This is a genomic window from Streptomyces sp. NPDC031274 (assembly GCF_055570235.1).
This window is the reverse complement of sequence record NZ_JBVIHP010000026.1, coordinates 134729-152010: the sequence shown is the minus strand read 5'-3', so window position 1 is coordinate 152010 and position 17282 is coordinate 134729. Positions and strand designations below refer to the sequence as shown.

The window sequence follows — 17282 nt, the reverse complement described above, 5'->3', positions numbered from 1 at the left end:
CTCCCCCCAGCCATGATCCCCACCTACCTCACCCACCTCACCACCCTCCCCCAACACCCCAACGGCAAGACCAACACCACCCAACTCCCCCCACCTGTAGCGGACTTCGAGGGTCTCGGGTCGGCGGGCGCGGAGCGCGTGGAACCGAGGGACGAGGTGGAGCGGGAGCTCGCGCTGATCTGGACCGAGGTGCTCGGGACGCCCGCGTCGGTGGGAGTGCGCGACGACTTCTACGCGCTGGGCGGCCATTCGCTGCTCGCCGTGCAGATCGTCTCGCGGGTGCGTGACACCTTCGGGGTCGAGCTGCCGCTGGAACGGATGATCAGCGGTCGGCCCACGGTCGAGGCGCTCGCGGAGGCCGTCCAGGAGATTCAGCTCTCCGACACCGACGAGGCCGAACTGCTCGCCGCCCTGGCCGCCTTGTGACCGTCGGCGCGCGCCGAACGGCCCCGGGGGCATATCCGCCCGGGGCCGCTCGACAAGAGGTGTGGTGGTCAGCCGCGTACGGTCAGACCCACCGCCGTGACGTCGGTCAGGTTGGCGCCCCAGGTGCCCCACGTCAGGTCCTTGGGAAGGGACCCCGCGCCCTGCGGGAGGCCGCGCGAGTACGCGGTGACGCGCAGCGGGATCTCTCCCTTGCCGGTGACCTTCACCGTGATGTCGAAACCGGCGGCGGGGACGCTGTAGAGGGCGAAGCCCCACTTCCACGGCCCGGCGGACGTGGGCCGGTTGGTGCCGCCCTTCACGTGGGCGCCGATGACATCGGCCCCGGCGACGGTGTGCGCGGAGGTGTCGGCGAACAGGCTCACGTACGACGTGCCCGGCTCGGGCTCGATGTGGAGGCGTACGGTGCGGGCCCCGCCCCGCCCAGCCGGGCCGGGCTTCACCGTGACGGTCGGTGCGGCCGGGCCGCTGCCCGATGCGGCCGTCGCGATGTGCGCCTGGGTGGCGAGGCCGCCCGCGAGCGTGGTCGGGAAGGTGGGGAACTCGGCCCGGATGTCCGCATGTTCAGATCCGGCGAGGGCGCTCGTCCACTTCGGCGGGGCGTTGTCGGAGCTGATCCAGTGCCCCGTACCGCGGTCGGCGTCCCACGCGTAGGCCAGGTTGGTGTGACGGGGGTGGTTCGCGTCGAAGGTGTCGAGGCGTACGCCGGTGAGAACCAGCGCGACTCCGGCCGCCAGGGCCAGCCATGTGGTGACCGGCGCGGTACGGCGCGGCAGCAGGCCAAGGAGCGGTACGGACGCCGTGGCGAGCAGCGCCATCACGGCCAGCGGCGCCACCGCGAGGGACAGACCCAGCGTCGGGAAGACCAGCACGATCACCGGCAACAGCAGCGGCACGGCGGTGAGGGCCGCCACTGACACGGCCACCGTGCGCCAGGTGTCCCCGGGCCCCCCGGGCTCCCCGGACTCCGTGGTGCGCAGTGCGACGCACAGGGCCGCGCTGCCGAGGAGTACCGGCCAGGTGAACAGGTAGGCGGCGCCCGGGGCCAGTACGGCGGTGAGCAGTCCGAGGCCGGTGAGCCATCCCCAGCCGCCCAGGGCGAGTTGAGGGGCCGTCGCCTTGCGGCGCAGCAGCAGGTACCAGCCGAGTACGGCCGCCGCGGTCAGCGTCAGGAACGCGGCACGGAACCACCCAGGTCGGTAGCTGTCGCCCATCGAGAGGTCGGCGTATCCGGGCCGTATCGCGCACAGCAGCTCCCAGCCGCCGAAGCCGACCACGGCGGCGGCGAGCAGCGCGAGCGGGAAGGTCAGCGCGGCGCGGCCGATTCCGCCGCGGGCCAGGCCTCGTCGGCCCGCGTACCAGACCGTGACCGCGTAACCCGCCGCTGCGAGCAGTGCGAGCGGCAGGGCCAGGGAGCGCGGGTAGTGGACGAGCAGGCCGGTCACCGTGAAGTAGGTGTCGTCGCCGCCGTCGCGCAGCTCGGTGAGGTCACGGCCTGACAGGTCACGGGCGGCGGCCAGGGTGTTGTCGCCCTGGCTCTGGATGCTCGCCGCGGAGAGGTTCGCGACCGAGTCGCCGGGCGTGTGGTAGTTGGCGGAGCCGTCCACGAAGGCGAAGTTGAGGCCGCCGAAGCCCTCCTTCTTGAACTCGGAGAAGTCGGTGTCGTTGGGCAGGTACGTGTAGACCTCGTCGGCGAGCGACGTGGCGATGGGCCGGTCCGCGCCGCTCAGCGCGGACAGCGCTCCGCTGTTGCGGGGGCCCGACTCGAACATGATCGACGGGCCGGATGTGCCGCGTGCCTCCAGGTTCAGGACGACGGTGTTCGCCGGGTCGAGCGAGCCGCCCGCCACGAAGGCGCGCGCGCCGAGCAGGCCGGGCTCCTCGCCGTCGGTGAACAGCACGTCCACGGTGTTGCGGGCCGTCTTGCCGTCCGCCCGCAGGGCCCGCACCACTTCGAGTACGGCGGCCACGTTGGCGCCGTTGTCGGACGCTCCCGGCCCGGCGGGCACCGAGTCGTAGTGCGCCATCAGGAGCAGATGTCCGGCGTCGGCGCCCGCCGTGCCGGGGAAGACGGCATGGATGTTGGCGACCGTGGCCACCAGCGCGGTGCCTTCCTCGTCGCGGGACACCGGCTGCGCCTCCGCCGTCACCTTGCCGCCGAGATCGGTGAGGCGCCGGGTGAGGTAGTCGCGGGCCGAGGCCGACGCCGGGCTGCCGAGCGGGCGCGGTTCCTTGCCGATCACCTTCGCGTCCTTCAGGGCGCGTGCGGCGGAGAACTCAGTCGGCGATGCGTCGGCCGGCTTCGCGTCCGGCGCTTGCAGCGTCCACACGGACGCACCGGTCAACACCGCGAACAGGGCGAGGAACACGAGCGCGGCCCAGCGCGCTTTCGACGGTGCCTTCGCGTTCGACGGCGCCCCCTTCGTGATCGATGACGCCTTCGTGTTCGATGGTGCCGTCGTGCGCGCGGGAACAGGGGCACTGGCCCCGGAATTGGGCATGGTGAAGCACCAGTCTCTCCGTGTCTCGGAATGTTCGGCGATGTTCGGCAATTCGGGCGGTCGGCTCGGAACGCGTACTTCACCGGAATTATCGAGAGGCCCAAGGTGCCTTGTCGCTCCCATCTGACAAGGTGTTTCGCCGAGGTGACATAGTCCGGGCGGTCCGCCGGGGCGAATTGACAAAGTCCGTCCTTCGTTCTGGCGGCGCCTCGTTCGCTGGCTAGCTTTACGTCGGTATTGAACTTCCCCGTCGAATGCAGAAGCCGGAGAAAAACAATGATCAATGCTGCCGTTGAGACCTACTGGGTCGTCGTCAACGACGAGGAGCAGTACTCGGTGTGGCCGACCGGGCGTGAGGTGCCGGAGGGCTGGCGGACCGTCGGAGTGACCGGCCCCAAGGACGAGTGCCTCACCTGGATCGACGCGAACTGGACCGACATGCGGCCGCTGAGCCTGCGCCGTTCCATGGGTGACGCCCCGGCCGCCTCCGCCTGACCTCTCCCGCCGAACCGCCCAACCGACCAACGAGGGGGAACGAGCTGTGATGGCCCATTGGCAGCAACTGCTCGATGAGCTACTGGCCCAGGGCGGATCCGCCCGTGGGCTCGAGATCGCCGGGGACGCCTGGAGCGGCAAAACCCGCCGCCTGGACGAACTCGCCCGCCGTGCCGCGAACAGCGGCTGGTCCGTCGCCCGTGGCCGTCCGGGCCGGCTCCAGGACTCGGCGCCGTTCGGGCTGTTCCTCGACGCCCTGGACGATGTGGTGACCGCGCGGGGCGGGGAGCTGCGCGCCCGGCTCGGTGAGGAGGAGCAGGAGCGGCTCGCCGCCCTGTTCCCCTCGATGAGTCAGGGGGTGCCGCACGACCACCCCTCCTGCGACCTGTACCGCGAGTGCCGGGCCATCCGCACTCTGATCCATGAACTGGCGGCGGACGGCGGCCTGTTGCTGATCCTCGACGATCTGCACCGGGCCGACGCCGACTCGCTCGACCTGCTCGGCTACCTCCTTGAGCGGCCGCCCGCCGGGCCCGTGCTCATCGCGGTCGCCCACCGCCCGCGCCAGCTCGACCACCGCACCCACACCCTGCTCGCCGACGCGGCGGCCCGCGGTTTCGCGCACCGCGTCGAACTGGCCCCGTACGCCCTGGACGACCCCGAGCTCACCGCGCTCGTGCCGCCCGGCGCCGACGACCGCACCCGGCGCACCCTGCTGCGGCGCAGCGGCGGCAACCCCGGGCTGCTGCTCGCGCTCGCCGCGACCGGCACCCAGGCGCCCTTCGCCGTCCCGGCCGAGCCGCCCGCCCGGGTGGCCGCGGCCACGCTCGGTGACTTCCAGGGGCTCGGACCCTCCGGGCGTGCCATGGTCGGCGCCGCCGCCGTGCTCGGTGACGCCTTCGACTTCGCCATCGCCGCCGCCGTCGCGGGACTCGACGAGAGCGCCGCGCGCGCCGGGCTCGACGAGGCGCTCGCCGAGGACCTGGTGCGGCCCGTCGGCGAGGGGGCCGACTACTGCTTCCGGGACGCCGTCGTGCGGGCCGTCGCCTATCACTCGGCGGGCCGCGGCTGGCGCTCGGGCGCCCACGCCCGTGCCGCCGCCGCCCTGCGCTGCCATCAGGGCCCGGCCGAACTCCGTGCCCAGCAGCTCCTGTACGCGGTCGAGGTGGCCGACGACGAGGACGTACGCGCTCTGGTGGACGCCGCCGAGGACGCCGCTCCGCGCGATCCCGACGCGGCCGTGCGCTGGGCCCGGCACGCGCTGCGGCCCGCCGTCACCGCCGACGTCGCGCTGCGGGCCCGCGCCCAGAGCGTGCTCGGCCGGGCACTGCTGCACAGCGGTGAGTTCGAGGAGGGCGCGGCCGTACTGCAACGCCTCCTCGCCCCCGGCGCGGACGTTCCGGCCGCGCAGCGCTCCCAGGCCGTCGCCTCGCAGGCACTGGCCCACCGCTTGATGGGCCGCCCGGAGGCCGCACGCCAATTGCTGCACGCGGAATTCCCCTCCCTCGCCACGTGCGAGGGCGACTGCGCCGCTACCGCCGACACTGGGGACGGGGGAGCCGCCGGGCCTGGCTGCTGTGCTCTCCGGCTCGCCATGACGGCGCTCGTCCTGGAGGCGGGCGGCTCGTGGAGCGGAGCCGACCGGGCCGCTCTCACCGCGCTGGGCGCCGCCGCTCCCCGCGACCCGTCCGCGCTCGCCGCACTCGCCGCCACCGAGGCGCAGTTCGGGCGTACGTCCGCCGCCACCGAGCACGCCGAGCGGGCCGCCGCTCTTGTCGACTCGCTCCCCGACGAGATGCTCGCCGCCCACCTGGAAGCCTTCCAGTGGCTGGCCGGGACCGAGCTGTTCCTCGGCCTGCCGCGCGCGGCCGAGACCCACCTGGAGCGGGCGGTCGCACTGGCCCGCCGTTTCGGGCAGGAGCACCTCGCGCCCCGGCTGCTCGTCGGCCTCGGCCAGGCACGGCTGCGCCTCGGCTACTTCCCCGAGGCGCTCGCCTGCGCCGACGAGGCCGAGCGCATCGCACGTGCCACCGGAGCGACGCCGATGCTGGCGCTCGCCGCGGGGCTGCGCGAGGAACTTGACCTGCTGCACGGCGTGGCCCGCCCGGCCCCGCAGGAGCCGGCGCCGCTGCTGCCCGAACTGAGCGGACGGGAGCGGGAGATATCCGTCCTGGTCAGCCAGGGCCACACCAACCAGCGCATCGCCCACACCCTCGAACTGAGCCCGAAGACCGTCGAGACCTACCTCGCCCGCATCTTCAAGAAGCTGGGCGTGTGCTCACGGGCCGAGGTCGCCGCCATGGTCGGCCGCGCCGCCCACCTGGTCGCCCAGGAGCCGGTACCCACCGCAAGGCCCGCCGCATGAGGCGGCACCCGGTGCGCCGAAGTACCGGAAGCGACCTGAGCGACCTGGGAGCCCAGAGCCCCCTGCGCGCCCCGCGAGAAGGGACGGCGTCATGACGGCCGCACCCGAGGAAGCCGAGCTGACCGGCGGGGCGGCGACAGCCCCCACCAGCCTCGGCGGACCCTTCTGGCGGCTGTGGACCACCACCTTCGTCGCCTCCTGGGGCGACGGACTGCGGCTCGCCGCGCTGCCGCTGACCGCCGCACTGTTCACCCGCGACCCCCTGCTGCTCTCCCTCGTGACCTTCGCGGGCCAGCTCCCCTGGGTGCTCGCAGGGACCTTCGCCGGGGCCTTCGTGGACCGGCACGACCAGCAGCGCGTCATGTTCTGGTCCGACGTCACGCGCGGCGGGGTCGCCGCCCTGTTCACGCTCGCCCTGTTCACGGGGCACGGTCACATCGCGCTGCTCATGGCGTTCGCCCTGGTGATGGGGGTGGTGGAGACCCTGCGCGACAGCGCGGCGCTCGCCCTGCTGCCCCGCCTGGTCGCCGAACCGCTGCTCGACAAGGCCAACAGCCTGCTCCAGGGCGGCGCCATGCTCTGCGTGGAGCTTGCGGGGCCGCCGCTCGCCGCGCTCCTCCTCGTCTCCGGTACGTCCTTCCCGTACGCCGTCGACACGGCCACCTTCGTCCTCTCCGCGTTCCTGATCGCGGGCCTCGCCGGGCGCGTGCCGCCACCGCCCGCCCGTACCGCGAAGACCTCACTCCTGGCCGACGCGGGAGAGGGCATCCGCTGGCTGTGGCGGCACAAGGCGCTGCGGACGGTGTGCGCGCTGGTCGGCGCCTTCAACTTCGCGCTCAGCGCCGTCGTCGCGGTGGCCGTCCTGTACGCCTACGACGTCCTGGGCGTCGACAGCGTCGGCTACGGACTGCTCATGGCCGTCATCGCGGTCGGCGGGGTGGTCGGCGTGGTCGTCACCCCGGCGCTGACCCGCAGGCTCGGCCGCGAGCGGACGGTGCTCCTCTTCTGCGGGCTCGCCCCGCTCTCCTTCGCCGTCGCCGGCGCCACGTCGCAGCCGTTGTTCGCCGCCGGGGTGCTCAGCACCGTCGGCATGGCGCTCGCCGTCATCACCATCGTCACCACCTCCCTGCGCCAGGTCCTGGTCCCCGCCCACCTGCTCGGCCGGGTCGGCAGCTCCTACCGGCTCGTCGCGGTCGGCATGTCCCCGCTCGGCGCCCTCGCGGGCGGCGCCACCGCCTCCCTCGCCGGGATGCGGGCCCCCTTCTACCTGGCCGCCGCCGTCCTCGCCGTGGCCTGGGCGTTCAGCCTCCCCGTGCTCTCCCGCCCCCCGAAAGGAACCTCATGACCACCCCCAGGACCGCGCGCACCGGCCCGGCCGTGATCGCCATGTGGAGCCCCCCGCGCTGCCGCTCGACCGCCTTCGAGCGCATGATGATCGAGCGCGGAGACGTGACCGTCCTGCACGAGCCCTTCAACGTCCTTGTCAGCAAGGGCAGTTACGAGATCGAGGGCCGCGCTCTGCGCAGCGAGACCGAGCTCCTCGACGCGATCATCGAACTCGCAAGGACCGGTGGCCGCCCGGTCTACTTCAAGGACACCACCGACTTCCGGTACGCCGAACTGCTCGCCGACCCCCGGTTCACCACCGAGATCCAGCACACCTTCATCATCCGCGACCCCGCCGAGGCCATCGCCTCACACTTCGCCCGCAACCCCGAACTCACCGTGGACCAGGTCGGTTTCGGCCTCTGCCACGAGATCTTCGAGGCCGTACGCGCCGCCACCGGCACCGTACCGGCCGTCGTGGACGCCGACGACCTGGTGGCGGACCCGGCGGGCACGGCAGCCGCGTACAGCCTGCGCACCGGACTGCCGCACCGGCCCGACGCGCTCAGCTGGCAGGCCGGCGAGCGCGGCGAATGGCAGGTGTTCGAGGAGTGGCACCGCGACGCGGCAGCCAGCACCGGCATCCACACCCGCTCCGGCGACTACGCGGACACCGTCCACAACAACCCGCGCCTCGCCGCCCTGCACGCCGCGCAGCTCCCCTTTCACGAGGAGCTGCGCGCCCACCGCATCGGGGACCGCGTCGCCGTGCAGGGAGGAGCCGCCGTATGACAAGCCGCTTCGAACAGCTCGCCGTGGACTGCCTTGACCCGCGTCGGCTCGCCGCGTTCTGGTGCGCCGTCCTCGACTACACCGTGCACGAGGACCGCGACGGCGAACTCGTGGAGATCGGCCCCGCCGCACTCGCCCCGCTCGACGAACTGCGCCGCACCCCGGTCGCCCCGCAGATCGTCTTCGCCCGCGGCCACACCACGAAGATCCGCAAGAACCGGCTGCACCTGGACGTCTGCCCCATCGACAGCGATCAGGCGGCCGAGGTGCAGCGCATCATCGCGCTCGGCGCCCGCCCCATCGACATCGGCACGGCCAAGGAAGCGAGCTGGACGGTGCTCGCCGACCCCGAGGGCAACGAGTTCTGCGTACTGCGCAGCCTCGCGCCCGGTCACTTCGAGGAATAAGAGGAGCGGTAGGGGCATGAGCGGTTCATCCATCCCGTCCTCGGCGCAGACGCAGACGCAGACGCAAGGGCAGGGGCAGGGGCAGGCGCAGGACGAACAGCGCCGTGCGGCGGCGGCAGGTTCGCCCTGGCTGCGGACCTGGCACTCCGGCGGCCGTACCCGGCGGCGTCTGCTGTGCCTGCCGCCGGCCGGTGGCGCCGCGCACGTCTATGGCCGGTGGGCGACACGGCTGCCCGCCGGGACCGAAGTGGTGGCCGTCGAGCTGCCCGGCCACGGCACGCGCTTCGGCGAGCGCCCGCTGACGCGGATGGCCGACGTCGTCACCGGCGTCGAGACGGCGCTCGACGGCCTCCCCGAACTCCCGCTGGTGATCTTCGGCCACAGCATGGGCGCGGTCGTCGGCCTGGAACTCGCCCGTTCGCTGCGCCACCGCCACGGCCACCCGGTGCACGCGCTGATCACCGCCGCTTCGCCCGCCCCGTCGACGCCGCCGCCCGACCGCTGGGCGAAGGGCGCGGCCACCCCCGACGAGGAGCTGCTCGCCCTGCTCGACCACTCCGGCAGCCTGCCGGACCAACTGCGTCAGCACACCGAGTTCCTCGATCTCTACCTGCCGGTGCTCCGCGCCGACCTGGAGATCCTCTCCGGCCACCGGGCCCGCCGCGAAGAACCCCTGCCGTGCGCGCTGCGCGTGTACGTGGGCGCCGACGACCCGCTGGTCTCCGAGGCCGAGGCATGGCCCTGGTCGCCGGGCGACATCGCGGGCGACCGCCGCCTCCGGGTCTTTCCCGGCGGCCACTTCTTCCCGCACGAGCACCCCGGCCCCGTCCTCGACGGCCTCGCCCGCGATCTCGCCCTCGTCACACCCGGCGCCTGAGCCCAGGAGCAGCAGATGAACCCCCAAGCCCCACTCGCCGAGACTCTGGCCGGGCTCACCCCGCAGCAGCGCGCGCGGCTCACGCTCGAACTGGCCCGCCGCAAGGCCGCGAAGAACCCGGCGGTCCCGGCCCAGCCGCGCACCACGGACGGCGAACAGACCTTCCCCGCCTCGCCAGGACAGGAGCGGCTCTGGTACCTCCACGCCCTGGAGCCCGACTCCACGGCGTACGTCCTGCCCATCGTCCTGCGGCTCGGCGGCACCGTCGACACGGCCGCCCTGCGAGGGGCGCTCAGTACGCTCGTCCGGCGCCACGAAGTGCTGCGCACCGTGTTCCGCGAGGACGCGGACGGCCTGATCCGGCAAGTGGTGCGGCCCGCGAGCGAGGTGCCGCTGCCGGTCATCGAGCTCGCGCCGGGAATCACCGATGACGCCCTCTGGGAGCGGGTGCGCGGAGAGACCGCCCACCCCTTCGACCTCGCCACCGGACCCCTGGTGCGGGCCTCGCTGCTGCGCCGCACCCCGACCGAGTGGGTGCTCGTGCTGTGCGTCCACCACATCGTGGTGGACGGCTGGTCGCTCGGCGTCCTGGTCGGTGAACTCGCACAGGCCTACGCGGCCTGCGCCGAGCGGCGCGCCCCGCAACTGCCCGAACTCGCCGTGCAGTACGCGGACTTCGCCGTCTGGCAGCGCGAGCGCCTCTCGGGCGAGCAGCTGGCGGAGCACCTGACGTACTGGCGTGGCCACCTCGGCGGCGCCCCGGTGCTCGACGTACCGGGCGACAGGGCGCGCGCCCCGGAGCAGTCCTTCGCCGGGGACTCGGTGCCGCTGGACCTGCCCGCCGCCCTGGTCGGACGGCTGACCCGCCTTGCGGAGAGCGAGTCGGCGACCCTGTTCATGGGGCTGCTCGCCGGGTTCTCGGCGGTCCTCGGGCGCTGGGCCGGACAGCCGGACGTCGTCGTGGGCACCCCGGTCGCGGGCCGTACCCGTACGGAGCTTGAGCCGTTGGTCGGCTTCTTCGTGAACACCCTCGCGCTGCGCGTCGACGTGGGGGGCGGTGCCTCGTTCCGTGAGGTGGTGCGGCGGGCCCGGCAGACCGCGCTCGACGGCTTCGCCCACCAGGAGGTGCCGTTCGAGCGCGTGGTCCAGGAGCTCGGCGTCGAACGCGGCACCAGTCACCCCCCGGTAGCCCAGGTGATGCTCGCGCTGCGCAACGTCCCCATGAGTCCGCCCGCCCTTGGTGACCTGAGCGTCGACGTGGTCGAACTTCCCCGCCCCGTCGCCCAGTTGGACTTGAGCGTCGAGTTGGCGCCCACCCCGGACGGCGGCCTGAGCGGCGCCCTCGAATTCTCCTCCGAGCTGTACGACCGCGCCACCGCCCGGCGTCTGGCGGCGGGCGTCGTCGCGCTCCTGGAGGCGGCCGTCGCGGACCCGGAGGCCCCGGTGGCGCACCTCGACGCGGTCGGCGAGCGGGAGCGCGCGCTGCTGCACACCTTCGGGGGCAGGGACGTCGAACCCTTCGCGCCCGCGTTGTTGCACGAGTTGGTGGAGCGCCGGGTGGACGTGGACCCGGCGGCGACGGCGGTCTGTGGTGACGGTGCGGGTGAGACGGGCAAGTGGTCCTACTCGTACGGCGAGTTGGACGAGGAGGCGAACCGGTTCGCGTGGTGGTTGCGCGAGCGCGGGGTGGGTGCCGAGTCGCTTGTGGGGGTGTGTCTGGAGCGTGGGCGTGACCTGGTTCCGGTGTTGTTGGGTGTGCTGAAGTCGGGTGCCGCGTATCTGCCGCTCGATCCGTCGTATCCGGCGGACCGGATCGGTCATCTGGTCGCGGACGGGCGTCCGGCCCTGGTGGTGACATCGGCGGGCGCGGACGCGGTCCTGGCGGGTGCGGCCACAGACACGGTGATCGTCCGTGTCGAGGACCTCACTGACGACCTCGCGACCCGGCCTGCGACCCGCCCCGCCGTCCCGCTGCACCCCCTGAGCGCGCTCTGCATGCTCTACACCTCCGGCTCGACCGGCCGCCCCAAGGGAACGCTGCTGCACCACCACGCCCTCACCAACCGGCTGCGCGGCATGGTCGACCAGTACGGCTTCCATCCCGGGGACCGGGTCCTGCACAAGTCGCCGCTCGGCTTCGACCCGCACCTGTGGGAGTGCTTCGTCCCGCTGATGACGGGCGCCCGCGTGGTCATGGCGGCGCCCGGCGGCCACCGCGACCCGGGGTACCTGCTCGACCTGTGCGAACGCGCCCGGATCAGCTGCGCCGACGTCGTGCCGTCCATGCTGCGCGCGCTCCTCGGCCACGGCGGGCTCGACGCGCGCGCCGCCGGCCTTCGGCTCATGCTGTGCGGCGGCGAGGAACTGCCCCCGGACCTGGCCGCGGAGTTCGTGCGCCGCCTGCCGGGCGCCCAGTTGCACAACATGTACGGGCCGAGCGAGACCACCATCGACGCGACAACGCACCACCTCACCGCCCCCGTCCCCGACGGCCGCGTCCCGATCGGCCGCCCGGTCCCGGGCTCCCGGGTGTACATCCTGGACGCGTCCCTGGGCGAACAGCCGGTCGGCGTCCCCGGCGAACTCTGCGTCGGCGGCGTGCCGTTGGCGCGCGGCTACCACGCCCGGCCGGGCCTGACGGCCGACCGCTTCGTGCCCGACCCCTTCGAGGCGGGGGAGCGGCTCTACCGCACCGGCGACCTGGCGCGCTGGCGGCACGACGGCACGGTGGAGTACCTCGGCCGCCTCGACCACCAGATCAAGATCCGCGGCCAGCGCATCGAGCCCGCCGAGGTCGAGGCCGCGCTGCTCGACCACCCCGCCGTCGACCAGGCCCTGGTCACCACGGAACCCGGCGCGGACGGAGCCGCCCAACTGGTCGCCCACCTCACCGGCACGGGCGCCCTCGACGCCGCCGAGCTGCGCGGCTTCCTCGCCGAACGGCTGCCCCCAGCCATGCTGCCCAGCTCCCTGGTACGCCTCGACGCCTTCCCGCTCCTGGCCAACGGCAAGGTCGACCTCAAGGCCCTGACCGCCGCGCCGGGCGAGCGCCTCGTCACCGTGACCGCCTACGAGCCGCCCCGCGACGCGCTCGAAGAGGTACTCGCCGGGATCTGGGCCGATGTCCTGAAGGCCGAACGGGTCGGCGCCCAGGACGACTTCTACGACCTCGGCGGACACTCCCTGCTCGCCACCCAGGTGGTCTCCCGCATCACCGCGATGCTGCGCGTCGAAGTCCCGCTGCGGGCCTTCGTCGGGGTGTCCACCGTCCGCAGGCTCGCCGCCGTGGTGCGCGAGACAGCCCGGGGCGAGGGGCTCGACGTCGACCAGATCGCCGGACTCGTCCTCCAGATCAGCGGCCTGGCCGCGGACGAGATCACGCAGCAGCTCAAGGACTGACCACCCCACAGCTCCACCACTTTGGAGGTACGACACCGATGGCCCTCGCGCCCTTCTCCGCCGAACAGCAGAAACTCCTCGATCAGCTCCTCGACGGCCAGGGAGTGGCCCGCCGGTCGAGCGCCATCGAGCGCCGCCCCGACCCGGCGGCCCCGGCCCCGCTCTCGTACGCGCAGGAGCGTCTGCACTTCTTCGACCGGATGCAGCCAGGATCGCCGCTCTACTCGATGACCGGCCTCGTCCGGCTGCGCGGCGCCGTGGACGTATCGGCCCTGGAGGGCGCGCTCGGCGACGTGGTGGCCCGGCACGAGGTGCTGCGCACCGTGTTCCGCTCGGCGGCCGACGGCACGGTCCACCAGATCGTGCGGCCCGCGACGCCGGTGACGCTGCCCGTCACCGAGGCGCGGGACGGCGGCAAGGCCCCGGACGGCGCTGAGGACCCGGTGCGCGAGCGGGTGCGGCAGGAGAACGAGCGCGGCTTCGACCTGGCCGAAGGCCCGCTGCTGCGTGGCTCCCTGATCCGGCTCGGTGACGCCGAGTGGGTGCTCGTGCTGTGCGTGCACCACATCGTGGTGGACGGCTGGTCGCTCGGCGTCCTCGTCGACGAACTCGCCGAGACCTACGCGGCCAGGGTGTCGAACCGTCCCGACGAACTCCCCGAACTTCCCGTGCAGTACGCCGACTTCGCCCTCTGGCAGCGCGAGTGGCTGACCGGCGAGCGCCTGGAGCGTCAGCTCGCCTACTGGCGCGGACAGCTCGACGGCGCGACCGCCCCGGAGGTCCCCGGCGACCGGCCCCGTCCGGCGGTGGACTCCTTCGCGGGCGACTCCGTACGCGTGGAGGTGCCCGCCCCCGTGGTCGCGGGCCTCACCCGGCTCGTGGAGGACGAGTCGGCGACCCTGTTCATGGGCCTGCTCGGCGCGTTCTCGGCGGTCCTGGGCCGCTGGTCGGGCCGTGGTGACGTGGTGGTCGGCACGGCTGTCGCGGGCCGTACCCGTACGGAGCTCGAGCCGTTGGTCGGCTTCTTCGTGAACACCCTCGCGCTGCGCGTCGACGTGGGAGGCGGTGTCTCGTTCCGTGAAGTGGTGCGGCGGGCCCGGCAGACCGCGCTCGACGGCTTCGCCCACCAGGACCTGCCCTTCGAGCGGATCGTGCAGGAGCTGAGCCCCGAACGGCACAGCTCGGGCCGCATCCCCTTCGTCAACCACATGCTGGTCCTGCACAACACGCCCTACCCCGAAGTGCGGTTGCCCGACGTCACGTTCGAGGTGGTGCCGCAGCACACCGGCACCGCCAAGTTCGACCTGGAGCTGGAACTGGCGCTCACCGCCGACGGCTCGCTCGCAGGCGCCCTGGAGTTCTCCTCCGAGCTGTACGACCGGTCCACCGCCGAACGTCTCGTCGAGGGCGTGATCGCCCTGCTGACCGCCGCCGTCGAGAACCCCGACGCGCGGATTGACCTCCTGGACGTCATGGGCCGCGAACAGGCAGCCCGCATAGGTGAGTTCAGTGGTCTCGGTGTCGCACCCTTCGCCCCCGCGCTGCTGCACGAGCTGATCGAGCGCCGGGTGGACGTGGATCCGGCGGCGGTGGCGGTGTGCGGTGATGGTGTGAGCGATGCCGGTAAGTGGTCTTACTCATATGGCGAGTTGGACGAGCGTGCGAACAGGATCGGGTGGTGGTTGCGCGAGCGTGGGGTGGGTGCCGAGTCGCTTGTGGGCGTGTGCCTGGAGCGTGGTCGCGATCTGATTCCGGTGCTGCTGGGTGTGCTCAAGGCGGGCGCCGCGTATCTGCCGCTCGACCCGTCCTACCCGGCGGAGCGGATCGATCAGCTGGTGGCGGACGGACGTCCGGCTCTGGTGCTGACATCGGCGGGCGCGGACGCGGTGCTCGCGGGCATGGCCTCAGACGTGGTGATCGTCCGTGTCGAGGACATCGCCGACGACCTCGCGACCCGGCCCACGACCCGCCCCGCCGTCGCGGTCGACCCACGCAATCCGGCCTACGTCCTGTTCACCTCAGGCTCCACCGGCCGCCCCAAGGGCGCCGCCAACTCCCACCACGCCATCACCAACCGGCTGCTGTGGATGCAGGAGCGGTACCGGCTCGACGCCACCGACCGGGTGCTGCACAAGACGCCGATCGGATTCGACGTCTCCGTATGGGAGCTGACCTGGGCGCTCCTTACCGGCGCCCGGATCGTGCTCGCCGACCCGGGTGGCCAGCGCGACCCCGAGTACCTGGCGCGGGCCACCGCTGCCGCCCGCATCACCACCGCCCACTTCGTGCCCTCCATGCTGAAGGTGTTCCTCGACACCGCGGAGACTCTGGGCACTGCCGGGACCGTGGGCGCCGCGCTGCCGGAGCTGCGCCGCGTGGTGTGCAGCGGCGAGGAGCTGACACCGGAGGTCGCCGGTCGCTTCCACGCGCTGTTCCCGCACGCCGAGCTGCACAACCTGTACGGGCCGACCGAGGCGTCCATCGACGTCACCGCCCACCACGTCACCGCTCCGGTCACCGGCCGGGTCCCGATCGGCACCCCGATCACCGGGGCCCGTATCCACGTACTCGACGCGGCCCTGCGCATGCAGCCGATCGGCGTCGCGGGCGAACTGTGCATCGGTGGCGTGCCGTTGGCGCGCGGCTACCACGGGCGGCCCGGTCTGACGGCCGACCGCTTCGTGCCCGACCCCTTCGAGGCGGGGGAGCGGCTCTACCGCACCGGCGACCTGGTGCGCCGCAGGGCCGACGGCGCGGTCGAGTACCTCGGCCGCCTCGACAACCAGATCAAGATCCGCGGGCAGCGCATCGAACCCGCCGAGGTCGAGGCAGCGCTTGTCGGCCACCACGCGGTCGACCAGGTCCTCGTCACCACCGCGCCCGACGCGGACGGCACACCCCAGCTGGTCGCCTACCTCACCAAGTCCGCGAAGCCCGCCGCCGCCGGGCACGATGCGCAGGTCGACCGGTGGAGCGAGGTCTTCGACCAGATCTACCGGGCAGGCGAGCAGCAGACCGCCGACCCGACGTTCGACATCTCCGGCTGGATCAGCTCGTACACCGGGGAGCCGCTCGGCGCGGACGAGATGCACGGGTGGGTCGACTCGATCGTGGACCGCGTGCTCGCGCTGCCGCACCGCCGGGTCCTGGAGATCGGCTGCGGCACCGGCCTGCTGCTCTTCCCCATCGCCCCGCACACCGAGTACTACCGCGCCGTCGACGTCTCCGAGGTCGCCGTCCGCGACCTGGCCGACAAGCTGCACCTGCTGCCGCCGGGCTCGGGCGAGGTGGAGCTCGTGCACGGCTCGGCCGAGCAGTTCGACGGGGTGGCCGACAACAGCTTCGACACCGTGCTCATCAACTCGGTCGCCCAGTACTTCCCCAACGCCGACTACCTCGCCGACGTCCTGACGCGGGCGCTGCGCGTGGTCAGGCCCGGCGGCGCGGTGATCGTGGGCGACGTACGCAACCACGCGCTGCTCGACACGTTCCACGCCTCGCTCCAGCGGACCGATTCCGGCAGTGAGCAGGAAGAACAGGGCCAGGAAGGGGAGGAGTTCGAGCGGGCTGTCGCCGAGCGGGTCGCCCAGGACGCCGAACTCGTCATCGACCCCCACTTCTTCACCGCGCTCGCCGGTGACCGCCCCGAGATCGAGGGCGTCTCCTTGCTCGCCAAGCGCGGCCACCACCGCAACGAGCTGGTCAAGTACCGCTACGATGCGGTTCTGCACCTCGCGGACCAGCATCCGGCCACCCGGCCCGCCGACCTACAGGCCACCCCGCCCGGCGACGCACAGACCGCACCGCCCGCCGACGCACCGGCCACCTGGTCCTGCGCGCCCGTCGCCGATCTCGCGGCGCGCCTCGACGCCGAACGGCCCGAGAGCGTACTGATCCCGGACGTCGCGGACCAGCGGCTCGCCGCCGACCTCGACGCCGCCCGGGGCGACAACGCGCTCGACCCGGCAGAACTGGCCGCCGCGGTGGCCGACTTCGGGTACGAGGTGGTGCCGGCGCTGCGTCCAGAGCGCCCCGGCCACCTCGACGTACTGCTCACACGGGACGCGGACCGCGCCCTGCGTCCCGTACGCGAGCTGCCGCTGCGGGCCCCCGACCGGGGCTGGGCCGCGTACTCCAATAACCCGATGGAGGCCGCCTGGCGCAGCTCGCTCGTGCCGGAGCTGCGTGCCCACCTCCAGGACAGGCTGCCCGAGTCGATGGTCCCGCGGCACTTCCTGGTCCTCGACGCCTGGCCGCTGAGCGCCAACGGCAAGCTCGACCGCAAGGCGCTGCCCGAGCCGAGCGCGGGACGCGACGCCACCACCGCCGTGTACGTCGCGCCGCGCACCCCCACCGAGCGGGCCGTCGTCACGGTCTGGTCGGACGTCCTGGGGGTGAGCCGGGTCGGCGCCCTGGACAACTTCTTCGAACTGGGCGGCCATTCGCTGCTCGCCACCCGGGTCACCGCCAGGCTCGCCGACGCGTGCGGCACCGAGGTACGCCTCGGCGCCTTCTTCCAGCACCCGACGGTCGCGGCGCTCGCCGCGCACATCGACGAGGAGGCGACTCGGCAGGTCACCGTCCGCGCGCCCGTCCGCAGGGCCGACCGCAGCCGCTACCGCGGCACCCGTCAGGACCCCGCTGCCACCCCCGTCCCCACCGAGGCGACGGCCTGA

The 17282-nt window shown here is 73.0% G+C and carries 10 protein-coding genes; 9 read left to right on the top strand and 1 reads right to left on the bottom strand.

The features are described from left to right. Window positions 1-426: phosphopantetheine-binding protein (locus tag ACZ5CR_RS33940; RefSeq protein ID WP_468864661.1), on the top strand; the 426-nt coding region annotated here is incomplete at its 5' end. A 68-nt stretch (window positions 427-494) separates the two neighbouring features. Here the strand turns inward: ACZ5CR_RS33940 and ACZ5CR_RS33935 are convergent. Beyond that, window positions 495-2945: a M20/M25/M40 family metallo-hydrolase gene (locus ACZ5CR_RS33935; RefSeq protein WP_468864659.1), complete on the bottom strand. Its 2451-nt coding sequence runs from the start codon at window positions 2943-2945 to the stop codon at window positions 495-497. Window positions 2946-3221: 276 nt separating this feature from the next. Here ACZ5CR_RS33935 and ACZ5CR_RS33930 point away from each other — a divergent pair, with 276 nt between their 5' ends. The 8 genes from ACZ5CR_RS33930 to ACZ5CR_RS33895 all read left to right on the top strand — a co-directional run bounded on the left by ACZ5CR_RS33930 (window position 3222) and on the right by ACZ5CR_RS33895 (window position 17282). Beyond that, the gene (locus ACZ5CR_RS33930) at window positions 3222-3440 is read left to right on the top strand and encodes an MbtH family protein (protein ID WP_383275329.1); all 219 of its coding nucleotides are present in this window, start codon (window positions 3222-3224) and stop codon (window positions 3438-3440) included. A 49-nt stretch (window positions 3441-3489) separates the two neighbouring features. After that, window positions 3490-5805 carry an AAA family ATPase gene (locus tag ACZ5CR_RS33925; RefSeq protein WP_468864657.1) on the top strand — a complete coding sequence of 772 codons (2316 nt, stop codon included), beginning with the start codon at window positions 3490-3492 and terminating at the stop codon, window positions 5803-5805. Window positions 5806-5896: 91 nt separating this feature from the next. After that, the gene (locus ACZ5CR_RS33920; RefSeq protein ID WP_468864655.1) at window positions 5897-7150 is read left to right on the top strand and encodes an MFS transporter; all 1254 of its coding nucleotides are present in this window, start codon (window positions 5897-5899) and stop codon (window positions 7148-7150) included. Further along, on the top strand, window positions 7147-7923 hold the full coding sequence (locus ACZ5CR_RS33915; RefSeq protein ID WP_468864653.1) for a sulfotransferase-like domain-containing protein: 777 nt from the start codon (window positions 7147-7149) through the stop codon (window positions 7921-7923). Before ACZ5CR_RS33920 ends, ACZ5CR_RS33915 begins: the two co-directional genes overlap by 4 nt. Continuing rightward, a complete protein-coding gene (locus ACZ5CR_RS33910; protein WP_468864651.1) occupies window positions 7920-8330 on the top strand; it encodes a VOC family protein in 411 nt (136 codons plus the stop codon). Before ACZ5CR_RS33915 ends, ACZ5CR_RS33910 begins: the two co-directional genes overlap by 4 nt. Window positions 8331-8346: 16 nt before the next feature. Then, window positions 8347-9207: a thioesterase II family protein gene (locus tag ACZ5CR_RS33905; RefSeq protein ID WP_468864649.1), complete on the top strand. Its 861-nt coding sequence runs from the start codon at window positions 8347-8349 to the stop codon at window positions 9205-9207. A gap of 15 nt (window positions 9208-9222) precedes the next feature. After that, window positions 9223-12606: an amino acid adenylation domain-containing protein gene (locus ACZ5CR_RS33900; RefSeq protein ID WP_468864647.1), complete on the top strand. Its 3384-nt coding sequence runs from the start codon at window positions 9223-9225 to the stop codon at window positions 12604-12606. 38 nt (window positions 12607-12644) lie between these two features. Next, entirely contained in the window at window positions 12645-17282 is a 4638-nt protein-coding gene (locus tag ACZ5CR_RS33895; RefSeq protein ID WP_468864644.1) for a non-ribosomal peptide synthetase, read from the top strand.

What these genes read in the sequence shown, in the direction of transcription:
- ACZ5CR_RS33935 (WP_468864659.1), bottom strand. Translation starts at nt 2,945, where the DNA reads ATGCCCAATTCCGGGGCCAGTGCCCCTGTTCCCGCGCGCACGACGGCA.
- ACZ5CR_RS33930 (WP_383275329.1), top strand. Translation starts at nt 3,222, where the DNA reads ATGATCAATGCTGCCGTTGAGACCTACTGGGTCGTCGTCAACGACGAG.
- ACZ5CR_RS33925 (WP_468864657.1), top strand. Translation starts at nt 3,490, where the DNA reads ATGGCCCATTGGCAGCAACTGCTCGATGAGCTACTGGCCCAGGGCGGA.
- ACZ5CR_RS33920 (WP_468864655.1), top strand. Translation starts at nt 5,897, where the DNA reads ATGACGGCCGCACCCGAGGAAGCCGAGCTGACCGGCGGGGCGGCGACA.
- ACZ5CR_RS33915 (WP_468864653.1), top strand. Translation starts at nt 7,147, where the DNA reads ATGACCACCCCCAGGACCGCGCGCACCGGCCCGGCCGTGATCGCCATG.
- ACZ5CR_RS33910 (WP_468864651.1), top strand. Translation starts at nt 7,920, where the DNA reads ATGACAAGCCGCTTCGAACAGCTCGCCGTGGACTGCCTTGACCCGCGT.
- ACZ5CR_RS33905 (WP_468864649.1), top strand. Translation starts at nt 8,347, where the DNA reads ATGAGCGGTTCATCCATCCCGTCCTCGGCGCAGACGCAGACGCAGACG.
- ACZ5CR_RS33900 (WP_468864647.1), top strand. Translation starts at nt 9,223, where the DNA reads ATGAACCCCCAAGCCCCACTCGCCGAGACTCTGGCCGGGCTCACCCCG.
- ACZ5CR_RS33895 (WP_468864644.1), top strand. Translation starts at nt 12,645, where the DNA reads ATGGCCCTCGCGCCCTTCTCCGCCGAACAGCAGAAACTCCTCGATCAG.